Origin of the sequence: Pseudomonas sp. KU43P, assembly GCF_033095865.1 — a bacterium.
Taxonomy (GTDB): Bacteria; Pseudomonadota; Gammaproteobacteria; order Pseudomonadales; family Pseudomonadaceae; genus Aquipseudomonas.
Window position 1 is genome coordinate 5,435,581 of the sequence record NZ_AP019365.1, and the last position, 12,352, is coordinate 5,447,932.

Here is a 12,352-nt window from a genome sequence, read left to right on the forward strand (position 1 = left end):
GGGGCCGCTGCGCGGCCCCCCTGGCTGATTCAGCGCTTGGCGATGATGTACACCGCATGCACGATCCCCGGAATGTACCCCAGCAAGGTCAGCAGGATATTCAGCCAGAACGCGCCGCCAAACCCCACCTGCAGGAACACACCCAGCGGCGGCAGGATGATGGCGATGATGATGCGAATGAAGTCCATGCGAGTTTCTCCTCAAAGGGTCTAAACAGAGACTAGCGGCGCCAGGCAGAGGTTCCACAGGCAAAAAAAACGCCCCTGGCCAAATGAAACAGGCCAAGGGCGATGCGCAGGAACGCCAGACGGTTCGTTGAATTCGTGTTACGCCGAAGCTTCGCGGCGGGCATGCTGTTGCGCATGCAGGCGGGCAAAAGCCCGTGCCAGACGCAGGAGCATCTCGTCGATATTGCCCTTGCTCACGGTCAGTGCCGGCGAGAAACGCACCACATCCACTTGCGGTGCATTGAGCAGCAGCCCTTCGTGCAAGGCCGCCTGTATCAGGTCATGGGCCAGATTTTCCTGCAGTTGCAACCCCCAGAGCAGGCCTTGGCCGCGCACTTCGCCCTGGCCATAGCGTCCAGCCAGACGGCTCAGGCCATCGCGCAGATGGCGGCCACTGTCCTGGACATGCTCGAAGAAGCCCGGCTCCAGGACGGTATCGAGTACGGCGAGGCCTGCAGCGCTCATTAGCGCGTTGCCATGGTGACTGCCCTCCAGTTCACCCGGCTCGGCGCAGCAGGCGCTGCCGCGCGCCAGCAAGGCCGCCAGGGGCACGCCGCCACCCAGGCCCTTGCCCAGGGTGATGATGTCGGCGCGCACTCCGTAGGTTTCCTCGGCCAGCAGCGCACCGCAGCGGCCGATACCGGTCTGCACTTCGTCGAGGATCAGCAGAATGCCCAGTTCGCGGCACAGCTTCTCGACCCCCTGCAGGTACGCCTTGGTGGCCGGAATCACACCAGCTTCACCCTGAATTGGCTCGAGCATGATCGCCACGGTGCGCGAGTCGACTTGCGCATGCAGCGCCGCCAGGTCGTTGAATGGCACCTTGCTGAAACCCGGCAGGCCTGGCTCGCAACGGTTGCACGGCAGCGGGTCGGAGGCCGACAGCGCGCCCAGGCTGCGGCCATGACAACCCTGGGTGGCGGTGATGATGTGGTAAGCGCCGTTGCGGTGCAGCTGGCCCCACTTGCGTGCCAGTTTGATCGCCCCTTCGCAGGCTTCGGCGCCGCTGTTGAGCAGGTAGGCTTGGTCGCTGCCGGTGCTTCGGCACAGGCGATCGACCAGCTTCAGCAGCCCACGGCTGTGGAAACCGGCCCCTGGGTTGATCAACGCCTGGGCCTGGCTGCCCAACGCCTTGACCAGCACGCTCGGGCTATGGCCCAGGCTGTTCACTGCACAACCCTGTGTGAAGTCCAGATAGGCATGCCCTTCGCTATCCCACAACCAGGAACCCTGACCACGCACGAATACATGATCGGCGCGGGTGCTGCCCGGCATCAGGCGCTCGCGAGACGGCAATGGCGCGTCCACTTCGATCACCGGCGCACGCTTGGGCTCGGCAACCGCGGCAGGAGCCGAGCGGCGCAGGTTGAACAGGTTCATCAAGGCTCCAACAATCACGAAAGAGGGCGGCCAGGGTCCGGTCTTGATGCCGGCGCTTGATAATTTTGCCTTGCCTATCAAAAGTGTTTTTCAACCGGGGTAACAATCAGCTGATTGCTCGCTGTAACCCGTTGCAATACGGCGATAGACTAGGCGTCGGCAGCGCGTGCGGCCATTCCGTTTTTCCAGCTTTTTCGATAAGTGTTAGTTATGGATTTTCGCCAACTGCGTTATTTCGTCGCGGTGTATGAAGAAGGCCACGTCGGCCGCGCGGCGGAGCGTCTGTCGCTGTCCCAGCCGGCACTCTCGCAACAGATCCGCCAGCTTGAGCACAGCCTCGACCTGAGCCTGTTCGAGCGCAGTAACAAACGCCTGCTGCCGACCCTCGCTGCGCATACTCTGTATAACCATGCCCTGCCCCTGCTCGATGGCCTGCAACGCGCCCAAGAGGCAATGCGCAGCTTCAAAGGCCAATCGCTGCGCACGCTTGCCATTGGCGTGCTGCAAACCGTCCGCCCTAGCCTGGTGCCGCAACTGCTGGAGCGGGTGCGCAAGGCCCAACCGCATCTTGTGGTGCAGATCTATGAACTGTCGGGGCTGGAGATCGAGCGGCGGCTGCTCAATGGCAGCCTGGACATCGGCATCAGTTACCTGCCACCGCGTCAGCCAGGCTTGCATGGCCTGCTGCTGTACGAAGATGAGCTGCAACTGGTCATCCCAGATACCCATCCGTTGAAGGACTTCAAGAAGGTATCCATCCGCCAGGCCGCAGAGTTGCCGATGCTGATGCTCGGTGAAGAATTCCAGATTCGCCAGATCTGGAAGGAGCAGTTGGCCAGCCAGGGGCGAAGGCCTCAGGTTCAGGCAGAGATGAACAACATGGCGGGGATTCTCGACAGCCTGTCGCATACCGCGCTGGCCACGATTCTGCCAGGGCGGGCCAAGGATGCCGCCGAAGATGACCAGGGGCTGTTGTGGAAGCCGTTGAGCGAGCCGCGGGTGCCGCTCAAGGTCGGCCTGGTATTCCGTGATGCCCAGCGTCAGCAGGCCTCGGTAGAGCTGCTGCGCAACCTGCTGGAGGAAGAAGCCGATGCCAGGCCGCTCGGGGCATCAAAGCTGGATGTGCTGGGCGGATAAACCACGCGCACAAAGAAAACCCCGCCTAAGCGGGGTTTTCCAGACTGTTTCCCTGTGACATCCCTATCGCCCCACCGTCCTGGCAGGAATTCCTTCGTTGTCCCTGTTCTGTCCTTTGCGCTTCCTGCGCAACGTCCATGTACAAAGAGTAACCGTGGATCCAATCTGAGGCCAGTGGCGAAAAGTCACCACGTCATGTAGGAAAATGCTTACAAGCAACCTGATGGCATTCAGAACTGCTCGGCATCCAGCAGGTACAGCGACTCGCTCCCCGCCTTCACCGACGCCACCAGCGAATGCACACGTGGCAACAGGCGTGCGAAGTAGAAACGTGCAGTGCCCAGCTTGGCCGAGTAGAACGCTTCGTCGCCTTCACCCGCCTTGGCTGCCCGCGCCATCAGCGCCCACATGTAGCCATAGGCGACATAGCCGAAGGCATGCAGGTACTCGACCGATGCCGCACCGATTTCGTTCGGATTGCCCTTGGCCTTCTCCAGCACCCACTCGGTCAGCCCATCGAGCTGGTCCAAACAGGCTGCCAGCGGCTTGGAAAATTCGTCCAGCTCGCTGCCGGCACTGGCAATGAACTGGCGGATTTCATCGGAGAACAGCCGGTAGTATGCGCCACCGCTGGCCACCACCTTGCGCCCCATCAGGTCCAGGGCCTGGATACCGTTGGTGCCTTCGTAGATCTGGGTAATGCGCACGTCGCGCACGAGCTGCTCCTGGCCCCATTCGCGAATGTAGCCATGGCCGCCGAACACCTGCTGACCATGCACCGCGCACTCCAGGCCCAGGTCAGTGAGGAAGGCCTTGGCCACCGGCGTCAGCAGTGCCACCAGCTCTTCGCTGCGCTTGCGCGTGGTTGGGTCTTCGCTGTACTTGGCGCTGTCCAGTTGCATGGCAACGTAGGTGGAGAAGGCGCGGCCACCTTCGATCAGCGCTTTCATGGTGAGCAGCATGCGCCGCACATCCGGGTGCACGATGATCGGGTCGGCTACCTTGTCCTTGGCCTGCGGGCCAAGGGGGGCGCGACTTTGCAGGCGATCGCGGGCATATTCCACGGCGTTCTGGTAGGAGCGCTCGGCCGAGGCCAGGCCTTGAATGCCCACGCCAAGACGCTCGTAGTTCATCATCGTGAACATCGCCGCCAGGCCTTTGTTCGGTTCGCCGACGATGTAACCGACGGCTTCGTCGAAGTTCATCACACAGGTGGCCGACGCCTGGATACCCATCTTGTGCTCGATCGAGCCGCAGGTGGCCGGGTTGCGCGCGCCGAGGCTGCCGTCTTCGTTGACCAGGAACTTCGGCACCAGGAACAGCGAGATGCCCTTGGGCCCAGCCGGTGCGTCCGGCAGCTTGGCCAGCACCAGGTGGATGATGTTCTCCGTCAGGTCGTGTTCACCACCGGTGATGAAAATCTTGGTACCGCTGACTTTGTAGCTGCCGTCCGCTTGGGGCTCGGCCTTGGTGCGGATGATGCCCAGGTCGGTGCCCGCATGGGGTTCGGTCAGGCACATGGAACCGGCCCAGATGCCGGCATACATGTTCGGCAGGTACTTTTCCTTGAGCGCTTCGCTGGCATGGGCGTTGATCGACAGGCAGGCGCCGGCGGTCAGCATCGGATACAGGCCGAAGGCCAGGCTCGATGCGTTGACCATTTCCTCGACCTGGGCGGAGATTGCCTTGGGCATGCCCATGCCGCCGAACAGCGGGTCGCCACCCACACCTACCCAACCGCCTTCGGCGTAGGTCTTGTAGGCCTCGATAAAGCCGGCTGGCGTGCGCACCGCGCCGTTATCCCAGTGGCAGCCCTCTTCGTCGGCGGCGCGGCTGAGCGGAGCAATGGTCTTGCCAGTGACCTTGCCGGCCTCTTCCAGCACGGCCAAAGCCGTTTCAGCGTCGACCGCCTCGGCCAGCTCGGGCAGTTGTGCCCACTGCTCGGCCACGTTGAAGACTTCATTCAGAACGAAGCGCATGTCGCGCAGGGGCGCTTTATAGTCAGCCATCACAACCTCTCGCTAGTCGGGTCGGGGGCGGTCACTGCGGACCGCGGCACGGGGTTGAATCCAGTGTAACCGAACAACTTTTGCGAGACATAGGGTCATCACGCGACCATATAGTCATATTCGGTCACGCCATACGAACCGCTCCCCGACGCGATTGTTGCCCGTGGACCATGACACAATTACGCCCGGCGCCCTTGGCGCTGTACAGCGCCTGGTCAGCAGATTTGAGCACTTCCTCTGGGTTACGGTGGTCGACCTGGCGTTCCGCCACGCCGATGCTGATGGTCACCGAAACCGTACCTGCGCCACTGCCGTTGCGGCGTTGACGACCTGTGGAGTCGTCCTGCGGTCGGTTGTTCTGGTCACGCAACTGCATGGCGTAGTTGGCGATCATTTCGCGCACCGCTTCCACGTGCGGCACGCATTCCTCTGCGGTCTTGCCGGCAAACACCAAGGCGAACTCTTCGCCACCGTAGCGATAGGCTCGGCCACCTCCGGTGATCTTGGACAAACGGCTGGCCACCAGGCGCAGCACCTGATCGCCCACATCATGGCCGTGGGTGTCGTTGAATTTCTTGAAGTGATCGACGTCGGTCATGGCGATCACGTAATTGCGCCCTAGACGCTGCATGCGCTCATTCAGTGCACGGCGCCCCGGCAGACCGGTCAGCTCGTCACGGAAGGCCATCTGGTAAGCCTCGTGCGATACCGCAGCAGCGATCATCAGCATTACCTGGCTGCACATGATGTTCAGGGTGAACGGCAGGATGAAGGTCTTGGGCAACATCCAGAAGATGCCTACCAGGCCGATGAGCTGCGCCGCGTGCAAGGGCCTGGGTTCGCGCAGGTATTGCACCACCAGCAGGATGAACACACCGATGAACAGCGGGTAGACCATCTGGATCAGGCTCATCCACTGGCCATGCAGCGCCGGCCAGCGAATTTCCGCCAACCACGCCAGCAGCGCGTCGGGGAAGCTCTGCTCCAGCGCAACCGCCACACTGCCGACGGCGAACAGCACGGCGAAGCGGGCGAGCAGGTCCTGGGCCAGGTGGGTACGCTCCTGCCAGGCGCCGAACAGGCCGAACAAGGCCGGCAGCAGCAGGCAGACAAGGTGGAAGATCACCGCAGCGTCTTCACGCACACGCCCATTGTCGCGGTAGTAGTCGGTCTGGGTGTCGAGCAGGAAATAGGCGATGTACACCGTGACCATCAGAAACAGCTCGCGCTGACGACGGTATACGGCGCAATAAGCACCGCCCAGCAGCAGAACCAACGTGGGCAGCACGTTGAACAGTGAAGTGAAGAAGACGCTGAGGTCTCTCACATAGGCCGCCGCAAGCCCTGCCAGCAACAGAAACAACGAAGGCAGAAAATGGCTGGCACGTACAGCGTTTGGACGAAACAAGGGTAATCTCCAACCCGGCAGATCAATAATGGCATTGTGCCCCTACTTCATCGGCAGCGCACATGAATAGATGAGGACAAAGGTGATTAACGGCAGGATGGACGGGGGGCTTGAGCTTTTCTTGTAACTGGATCTTGAGCTCGCGCTGCAGACCAAAGTATTGAAACCCGCCAACCCTGTGGGCAGACGGGTTTCCACCGCTCGCCGGCGATGCAACGAGAGACGCTGTTACAAGTCGTTGTTGAACGGCAGCAGCGGCCCCTGCAGAGCGGAGCGACCTCCCGCGCCCACGGCATTGAGTTGGAAAATGGCATCCAGCGCTGGCCGAGAGGGGGTCGCCGCACCTTGCGAGACAGAGTTCTCATCGCCCTTCTCACCCTGCGGCAGCATCAGAGAGGGGTGATCGAACGGTGCCCGTTCCCACGCGACTCGCGGATCGGTCAAGCCGACCTCCATGAACTTGACCAATGCATCCACTTCATCCGGGGTCAGGTTCAGCGAAGTCATGTCTGGGTCCAGGTTGGAGCCGTTGTGCTGATTGACTGCCGGATGATCGAAACCGCTGGTGTTGCTGGCGTCCTCGCCACGGCGGTCGCCGCCGCGGTTGTAGAACTCCATGACCTGTTGCAGCGTTGCCCGGCTGCCGTTGTGGAAATACGGCCCGGTCAACGCGATGTTACGCAGCGTTGGAGTCTTGAAGGCGCCATCGACCGCGTCGCGGAAACCGACACTGGGCTTGAGCGTCGGATCGCAAGGGACCGCTGCGCTCAGCGGCGCTTCGAAGGTGCAGACGTCGACATCCAGTGGATCAGGGATATTTCCGCCTTGCAGCAAAGTGTTGTATTGACGGGTGAAGGACAACGGATTGCCCCAGCTGTCAGTACCGCCCAGCGCCAGGTCTTCTGAGGTCGGGCGCACACCGGTGTTGTAGAAACCGTTGTCGTAGAGCGTGGTCAGGCCGTCCGCCATGACCATGCGCTCGATGCGCTCACGAGGCTCGAACAGTAGCCGGCTGGCCGCGTTGGTCAACTCTGCACCACCATGGCAGGCAATGCATTTACCCTTGCCCAGGAACAGCTCCATGCCCTTCACCTGCTGAGCGTTCATGGCGCTGTGGTCGCCCTGCAGATAGGCATCCAGCGGTGCCTGATCGGAGATCAGCGTGGCCTCGTACATCTGAATCGCCAGCCCGAAGTAAAGCGAGAAGTTTGCTTCCATCTGGCTGTAGGGCTGGCCACCCAGCGATACCTGTTGGGTAGCATTCCACAGGCGTGGCTGGAATGCGTCCTTGATCAGCTCGCGATAGGTTGGCCGGCGGGCACTGGAGACGGGGCCGAGCACCGAATCGGTGGGTGAGATTTTCTGCCCCTTGAGCATCATGCTGTCGAGCATGCGCCGGCCAATGTCAGCGAAGGTACGCCCACCACAGGACATTTCCACCGCGCTGCCGGGAGGCCCCACGGCTTGAGAGGCCGCCGAGGCATCCTTGAGGGCCAGCCGTGCCTTGACGGCCACGCCACTGCGATCCTTGGTCACGAAAATTGCTGCGTCAGGGTCGCGATTGCCAAACGGCGAAAAGCCGTTGAATACGTTGTTGGCCCGGCCATCCCAGAAGTTGCGGACGTTGAAAGCCGCATTGATGACCGAAGGCGCATTGCGCCCTGTGCTGCGCCGAACGTTGATACCGCCTACCTGGAATATCCCGTCCGGTTGCTGAGTGCATTTGTCAAAGCGCGATTGCCGGGGTTTTACGAAGTTGGCGTCGACCACACCCTGTGAGCCAATGACGTCGTCCGTTGAATAGACAATCATCGAGTTTCTGTCCAGGGGGTTGGCCAGCACGTGGGTCGGGAAGTCCCCTTTCTTCAACGTGTAGTTGGGCCCGCCCTTGCCACCGGAACGCGTGGTGTAGCTCGGCAGGTCGCCTGGAATATCGGCGGCCGTGAAGGGCTTGTTGAAGATCGATGCAACGTTCGCATTGGTGTTGGCCTGGCCTGGGTTTATCTGGTTGATGACCCGGTGATCGGCACCCGCATGGTAGTGGCAGGAAGCACAGGCGGTGGTGCCGTCACTGCCAATCGCCATGTCCCAGAACAAAGCCTTGCCCAAGGTGATTGCTGCCACACGATTGGTCACATAGTCGGACATCAGGTCGACCTTGCGGCCATCTTCGGTACCCGAAGGATCAGGCGGTACCATGCCACGCAGTGAATTCAGGCTGGGCACTTCCGGTGCTTGCTCAGCGGTCCCGGCGGGGTCTGCGGCCCGAACGCTCATGAACGGCATGCCGACAGCGGTGAGGGTCACCGCTATCGCACAGGCCAGATGGGGGATACGCAACGTTCTCAGAGACTCGACCATGATGAACTTCCCGATTCAGCACGGAGTCGCCAGGCTCCGTATTGGGTTGTGACGAGATGAACTCATCTGCTCTCCATCTTGCAGCTCGCAGGCTCAGCCACTACTACTGAAAGTTGTCTGGGCAGCACGAGGCCTCGCTGGCAAAGTAATCTCTTGGCTCAGTTTTTATAAAATGGGTATTCGCGCCACGCGGTGCGCTTAATGCCACAATAGCTGTAACAAGGTATTTCGGGAGAACAAGTACGATATTTTTTTATACCGACTCACTTACAGGTCCATGCCGTAAAATTCTGACAATGGTACCTCCTCAATTGTGGTGGTAGTTCCCCACCACAACTGGGTCTACTCCCCCAAAACCCCAGCAGCCAGCGCTCGACGAGGGTGTGAAAACGCCGGCAAACAGAACCGGCAAGCACCTGGCAATGTATTTGCTAGTTCATACCTGGCGGCCATTATTCGGACATGCTCGCCATTCAAAGAAACTAAAAACTTTGACGTGCACGCAAGGTGTACTGCGCCAGCATTGGCAATTGTATTTGCACTTACTGAACAGACCAGCCTGGTTGAAACGCAAAAAAAAGCCGCTCACTAGGAGCGGCCTTCTTTGAGTACTTCACCCAGGCTTAATAACCCAGCGAGAAGTCTTCTTCCTTCATGTCCATCAGGTTATTGGCACCCGACAGCATGGTCGCCACGTGGGTACGTGTGCGGGGCAGGATACGCTGGAAGTAGAAGCGCGCGGTCTGCAGCTTGGCGGTGTAGAACGCCTCTTCACTGGTACCGGCAGCCAGCTTCTCGGCAGCCAGGCGCGCAATATCGGCCCAGAAGTAGGCCAGGCACACGTAACCGGAGTACATCAGGTAGTCCACCGAGGCAGCACCCACTTCTTCGCGGTCTTTCATCGCGGCCATACCGACCTTCATGGTCAGCTCGCCCCACTCCTTGTTCAATGCCGCCAGAGGCTCGACGAATTCCTTGAGCGAATCGACGCCTTCCTGCGCCTGGCAGAACTTGTGCACGATCTTGGTGAAGCCCTTGAGCGCTTCGCCCTGGGTCATCAGCACTTTACGGCCGAGCAGGTCCAGTGCCTGGATGCCGGTAGTGCCTTCGTACAGCATGGAGATGCGGCTGTCGCGCACGTTCTGCTCCATGCCCCACTCGGCGATGAAGCCGTGGCCACCGTAGATCTGCACACCGTGGTTGGCCGCTTCGAAGCCGACCTCGGTCATGAAGGCCTTGGCGATCGGGGTCAGGAAGGCCAGCAGGGCGTCGGCCTTCTTGCGCTCTTCCTCGTCCTGGCTGTACTTGACGATGTCCACCTGCTTGGCGGTGAAGTACACCATCGCGCGGTTGCCTTCGGCGAAGGCTTTCATGGTCAGCAGCATGCGACGCACGTCTGGGTGAACGATGATCGGGTCAGCGGCCTTGTCCGGCGCTTTCGGGCCGGTCAGGGAACGCATCTGCAGGCGGTCACGGGCGTACTTCAGGCCACCCTGGAAGGCCACTTCGGCATGCGCCAGGCCTTGCAGTGCAGTGCCCAGGCGCGCCGTGTTCATGAAGGTGAACATGCAATTCAGGCCCTTGTTGGCTGGGCCGATCAGGTAGCCGGTGGCGCTGTCGAAGTTCATCACGCAGGTGGCGTTGCCGTGGATGCCCATCTTGTGTTCAAGGGAGCCGCAGCTCACGCCGTTGCGCTCACCCACGCCGCCTTCGGCGTTGGGCAGGAACTTCGGCACGATGAACAGCGAAATACCTTTGGTGCCAGCCGGGGCGTCAGGCAGGCGCGCCAGGACGATATGGACGATGTTATCGGCCATGTCGTGCTCGCCGGCGGAAATGAAGATCTTGGTACCGGAAACTTTGTACGAACCGTCGGCTTGCGGCTCGGCCTTGGTGCGCAGCATGCCCAGGTCGGTACCACAGTGCGGCTCGGTCAGGCACATGGTGCCGGTCCACTCGCCGCTGACCAGCTTGGTCAGGTAGGTGTGCTGCTGCTCTTCGGTGCCGTGGGCAGAGATGGTGTTCATCGCGCCATGGGACAGGCCTGGGTACATGCCCCACGACCAGTTGGAGCCGCCGACCATCTCGCTCAGGGCCAGGCCCAGCGACTCTGGCAGGCCTTGGCCGCCGTGGGCGACGTCATGCGCCAGGCTCGGCCAGCCGCCTTCGACAAATTGCTCGTAAGCTTGCTTGAAGCCGGTCGGGGTCTTCACGCCCGACTCGCTCCAGGTGCAGCCTTCCAGGTCGCCGACGCGGTTCAGCGGGGCCAACACCTGCTCACAGAATTTCGCACCTTCTTCAAGGATCGCGTCGACCATGTCTGGCGTTGCGTCCTGGCAACCCGGCAGGCTCTGATAGTGCGCCTCGTAGCCGAGCAGCTCGTCGCGGACGAAACGAATATCACGCAAGGGGGCTTTGTAATCAGGCATTGCGATGAACCTCTGTGATGAGTTCGGTGGGGAGACCGCTGATACCGACCAGCTCTTGGCGGCTTTCGATCAAACAGTTGTTTGAAACTTACGTTTAGCACCGCCGGATGTCAAGAAGGGACCATAGTGCCATTTACGCCACGAAAAAAGGCATTCATGCCATCACTGAAAATACAGGCCATAAATGACAGTGGGAGCGGGCTTGCCTGTGAAAACAGCAGCCCAGACAGCGCAAGGTTGTCTGTTTTGCCGCATTCGCAGGGCAAGCCCACTCCCACAGGAAGAGGCTGAATATTTTTTGGATCAGGCGTAGGTGTCGATGAATCGACCGAGCATTTCGTCGGAAGCCTTGGCGACCTTTGCGCCCAGTTCGACTTCGGTCTTGCCCAATGCCAGCTGTACAGTGCTGGTCGCCAGGTCCATCTGCTGACTGCGATCGACCGCACGCAGGCGTTCGGCCTGAAAGTCGCTGGACTGGCTGGTGGCGGCGCGCTCGACGGAAGTGTTGGCGATCTGGCCGGCGGCCTGATCGATGCGGTTCTGCCCGGCCTGTATGGCGCCGAGGCCCGCGTAGTAGGCGGAGCTACCGGTGATTTCCATGTCAGAACTCCAATGACGCTGGATAGGAACAGGGGGAATTAAAGCAGGCCCTGGCTGAAAAGGCCCGTTTAAATCCCTAATGGCACGGTGCTAGTTGATAGACCCCGGGCATGCCCGTCAGTCCAGCAAGTCCAGCTGCAGGTGCTCTGCCACAGCATCCGCGGTCGCCAGCTTGAGCCTGGGCACTCGCCCCAGGCAAGGCGCCGGCAACCGTTCCGCCAGGCTCGCCAGGTTCTCTTCCAGGCGCGAAGTACGCGGCTCGATGATATTGGCTACCCAACCCGCCAACTGCAGCCCATCACGTGCAATGGCTTCAGCACTGAGCAGGGCATGGTTGATGCAGCCCAGCCGCACGCCCACCACCAGAATCACCGGCAGTTTCAGCGCAACCGCCAGGTCGGAGAGGTTGGCATGGTCGGACAACGGTACTCGCCAGCCACCCGCGCCTTCGACCAGGGTGAAATCCGCCCCTTGGTCCAGCACATGGCGCATGGCCTTGAGCAGAGCCGGTACTTCCAGCGCTACTCCTGCCTCGCGTGCGGCCACATGGGGAGCGATGGCAGGCTCGAAGGCAAAGGGGTTGATCGCTTCATACGCCAGCTTCAGCGTGCTCTCGTCGATCAGGGCCTGGGCATCGGCATTGCGCAGCCCTTTGGGCGTGGCGGTACAGCCGGAGGCCACCGGCTTGGCGCCCAGAGTGCTCAAGCCCTGCAAACGTGCCGCATGCAGCAGCCCTGCGGCGATAGTGGTCTTGCCAACATCGGTGTCGGTCCCGGCGATGAAATAGGCTTGGCTCATGTC

Annotated in this window: 9 protein-coding genes; 1 reads left to right on the plus strand and 8 read right to left on the minus strand. The window is 61.0% G+C overall.

Annotation, left to right across the window (positions count from 1 at the left end; genetic code table 11):
• Window positions 1–29 precede the first annotated feature (29 nt).
• Both KU43P_RS24970 and KU43P_RS24975 read right to left on the minus strand, forming a co-directional pair.
• Window positions 30–188, minus strand: a complete 159-nt coding sequence (locus tag KU43P_RS24970) for a YqaE/Pmp3 family membrane protein (protein WP_009681539.1) — start codon at window positions 186–188, stop codon at window positions 30–32.
• A 138-nt stretch (window positions 189–326) separates the two neighbouring features.
• A complete protein-coding gene (locus KU43P_RS24975; RefSeq protein ID WP_317660119.1) occupies window positions 327–1,607 on the minus strand; it encodes an aspartate aminotransferase family protein in 1,281 nt (426 codons plus the stop codon).
• Between the two features lie 210 nt (window positions 1,608–1,817).
• Between KU43P_RS24975 and KU43P_RS24980 the strand changes: the two genes are divergently transcribed.
• Window positions 1,818–2,744 (plus strand): LysR family transcriptional regulator, encoded by a 927-nt coding sequence (locus KU43P_RS24980; protein ID WP_317660120.1) that lies wholly within the window; start codon window positions 1,818–1,820, stop codon window positions 2,742–2,744.
• 230 nt (window positions 2,745–2,974) lie between these two features.
• Here KU43P_RS24980 and KU43P_RS24985 read toward each other — a convergent pair whose 3' ends face one another.
• The 6 genes from KU43P_RS24985 to bioD all read right to left on the minus strand — a co-directional run bounded on the left by KU43P_RS24985 (window position 2,975) and on the right by bioD (window position 12,349).
• The gene (locus tag KU43P_RS24985) at window positions 2,975–4,753 is read right to left on the minus strand and encodes an acyl-CoA dehydrogenase C-terminal domain-containing protein (protein ID WP_317660121.1); all 1,779 of its coding nucleotides are present in this window, start codon (window positions 4,751–4,753) and stop codon (window positions 2,975–2,977) included.
• Between the two features lie 124 nt (window positions 4,754–4,877).
• Window positions 4,878–6,161: a sensor domain-containing diguanylate cyclase gene (locus tag KU43P_RS24990; protein WP_317660122.1), complete on the minus strand. Its 1,284-nt coding sequence runs from the start codon at window positions 6,159–6,161 to the stop codon at window positions 4,878–4,880.
• Window positions 6,162–6,389: 228 nt separating this feature from the next.
• Window positions 6,390–8,522, minus strand: coding sequence for a cytochrome-c peroxidase (locus tag KU43P_RS24995; RefSeq protein ID WP_317660123.1), 2,133 nt, complete (start codon window positions 8,520–8,522; stop codon window positions 6,390–6,392).
• A 623-nt stretch (window positions 8,523–9,145) separates the two neighbouring features.
• Window positions 9,146–10,951: a phenylacyl-CoA dehydrogenase gene (locus KU43P_RS25000; protein ID WP_317660124.1), complete on the minus strand. Its 1,806-nt coding sequence runs from the start codon at window positions 10,949–10,951 to the stop codon at window positions 9,146–9,148.
• 303 nt (window positions 10,952–11,254) lie between these two features.
• On the minus strand, window positions 11,255–11,551 hold the full coding sequence (locus KU43P_RS25005; RefSeq protein WP_317660125.1) for a pyrroloquinoline quinone biosynthesis protein PqqE: 297 nt from the start codon (window positions 11,549–11,551) through the stop codon (window positions 11,255–11,257).
• Window positions 11,552–11,668: 117 nt separating this feature from the next.
• Window positions 11,669–12,349, minus strand: coding sequence for a dethiobiotin synthase (gene bioD, locus KU43P_RS25010; protein WP_317660126.1), 681 nt, complete (start codon window positions 12,347–12,349; stop codon window positions 11,669–11,671).
• Window positions 12,350–12,352: the final 3 nt, after the last annotated feature.

Bases quoted from the DNA above. Each gene is read 5' to 3' on its own strand.
- KU43P_RS24970 (WP_009681539.1), bottom strand. From the start codon at position 188: ATGGACTTCATTCGCATCATCATCGCCATCATCCTGCCGCCGCTGGGT.
- KU43P_RS24975 (WP_317660119.1), bottom strand. From the start codon at position 1,607: ATGAACCTGTTCAACCTGCGCCGCTCGGCTCCTGCCGCGGTTGCCGAG.
- KU43P_RS24980 (WP_317660120.1), top strand. From the start codon at position 1,818: ATGGATTTTCGCCAACTGCGTTATTTCGTCGCGGTGTATGAAGAAGGC.
- KU43P_RS24985 (WP_317660121.1), bottom strand. From the start codon at position 4,753: ATGGCTGACTATAAAGCGCCCCTGCGCGACATGCGCTTCGTTCTGAAT.
- KU43P_RS24995 (WP_317660123.1), bottom strand. From the start codon at position 8,522: ATGGTCGAGTCTCTGAGAACGTTGCGTATCCCCCATCTGGCCTGTGCG.
- KU43P_RS25000 (WP_317660124.1), bottom strand. From the start codon at position 10,951: ATGCCTGATTACAAAGCCCCCTTGCGTGATATTCGTTTCGTCCGCGAC.
- KU43P_RS25005 (WP_317660125.1), bottom strand. From the start codon at position 11,551: ATGGAAATCACCGGTAGCTCCGCCTACTACGCGGGCCTCGGCGCCATA.
- bioD (WP_317660126.1), bottom strand. From the start codon at position 12,349: ATGAGCCAAGCCTATTTCATCGCCGGGACCGACACCGATGTTGGCAAG.